The following is a 2,381-nucleotide window of genomic DNA, read 5'->3' on the forward strand; positions in this document are numbered from 1 at the left end:
GAGCACGACCAACCTGAACGCGCTGAGCTCGACGCAATTCGCTTCGCTCACGACCGCCGCCGCCAAGGCCCTGACAACCGACCAGATCAGCGCACTGGAGTCTGCCGACCTGCGTGCCCTGAGCTCGGCTTCGCTGCGTGCCTGGAGCACCGACCAGTTCGGCGCCTTGAGCACCGACAACTTGGCCGCCATGACCACGGCTCAAGTCGCCTCCCTGACCACCGGCGCACTGGCTTCGCTGGCCACAGACCACCTGAATGCGCTCGGTACCGCGCAATTCGCTGCGATGACGACTGCACAAGTCGCGGCCCTGAAGAGCGACCAGATCGCCTCGCTCGAGTCGAGCGACCTGCGCGCCCTGACCACCGGCCAGTACGCTGCCATGACGACCGCACAGGTCCACGGGTTGACGACTGATCAGATGTCGCAGATTGAGTCCGCCGACCTGCGTGCGATCACCTCGACAGCCCTGCGCTCGCTCGGCAGCGATCAGCTGAACGCGCTGACCTCCGACCAGATGGTCGCCCTGACCACCGCCCAGATCGGCTCGTTGACGACCGACCAAGTGGCTGGCCTGAGCACGACCAACCTGAACGCACTCAGCTCCTCGCAATTCGCGTCGCTGACGACCGCCGCCGCCAAGGCCCTGACAACCGACCAGATCAGCGCCTTGGAGTCCGCTGACCTGCGTGCCCTGAGCTCAGCCTCGCTGCGCTCCTGGAGCACCGACCAGTTCGGCGCCTTGAGCACCGACAACCTGGCCGCGATGACCACGGCGCAAGTGGCGTCCCTGACCACGACCGAACTCTCGTCGCTGGCCTCTGACCACCTGAACGCCTTCGGTACCGCCCAGTTCGCTGCGATGACGACGGCGCAAGTGGCCGCTCTCGGCTCCGACCAGATCGGCACCCTCGAGTCGGCTGACCTGCGTGCCCTGACCACCGCCCACTACGCGGCGATGACCACGGCGCAGATCCACGGCTTGTCGACAGACCAGATGTCGCAGCTCGAATCCGCCGACCTGCGTGCGATCACCTCGACCGCCCTGCGCTCACTCGGCAGCGACCAGTTGAATGCGCTGACCTCCGACCAGATGGTGGCCCTGACGACGGCGCAAGTCGGCGCACTCACCACCGACCAGGTCGCTGGCCTGAGCACGACCAACCTGAACGCACTCAGCTCGACCCAGTTCGCTTCGCTGTCGACGGCCGCCGCCAAGGCGCTGACGACCGACCAGATCAGCACACTGGAGTCTTCTGACCTCCGTGCCCTGAGCTCGTCTGCCCTGCGTGCCTGGAGCACCGACCAGATCAACGCACTGAGCACCGACAACGTCGCTGCGCTGACGACCGCTCAAGTGGCGTCCCTGACCACGACCGAACTCTCGTCGCTGGCCTCGGACCGCCTGAACGCACTCGGCACCGCGCAGTTCGCTGCCATGACGACGGCTCAAGTGGCCGCCCTCGGCTCTGACCAGATCAAGTCGCTCGAATCCGCAGACCTCCGTGCCCTGACCACCGCTCATTACGCAGCGATGACCACGGCGCAGATCCACGGCCTCTCGACCGACCAGATGTCGCAACTCGAATCTGCCGACCTGCGTGCGATCACCTCGACCGCACTGCGCTCACTCGGCAGCGACCAGCTGAACGCGCTGACCTCTGACCAGATGGTCGCCCTGACCACCGCCCAGATCGGCTCGCTGACGACCGACCAGGTCGCTGGCCTGAGCACGACCAACCTGAACGCACTCAGCTCCTCGCAATTCGCGTCGCTGACGACGGCTGCCGCCAAGGCCCTGACGACCGACCAGATCAGCGCGCTGGAGTCTGCTGACCTGCGCGCCCTGAGCTCGGCCTCGCTGCGCTCTTGGAGCACCGACCAGTTGGCTGCCCTCAGCACCGACAACCTGGCCGCCATGACCACGGCGCAAGTCGCTTCGCTCACCACGACCGAACTGTCGTCGCTGGCCTCTGATCACCTGAACGCCTTCGGCACCGCCCAATTCGCTGCCATGACGACGGCTCAAGTGGCTGCCCTCGGCTCCGACCAGATCGGCACCCTCGAGTCCGCTGACCTGCGTGCCCTGACCACCGCCCACTACGCGGCGATGACCACGGCGCAGATCCACGGCTTGTCGACAGACCAGATGTCGCAGCTCGAATCCGCCGACCTGCGTGCGATCACCTCGACCGCACTGCGCTCGCTCGGCAGCGACCAGCTGAATGCACTGACCTCCGACCAGATGGTGGCCCTGACGACGGCGCAAGTCGGCGCACTCACCACCGACCAGGTCGCTGGCCTGAGCACGACCAACCTGAACGCACTCAGCTCGACCCAGTTCGCTTCGCTGTCGACGGCCGCCGCCAAGGCGTTCACCA

The 2,381-nt window shown here is 66.4% G+C and carries 1 pseudogene; it reads left to right on the plus strand.

The window, feature by feature from the left end:
* Positions 1-2,381: pseudogene (locus tag AC1DYS_RS32175) on the plus strand (hypothetical protein); the annotation flags it as partial.

It is taken from the genome of Rhizobacter sp. P2_G4 (assembly GCF_056403575.1).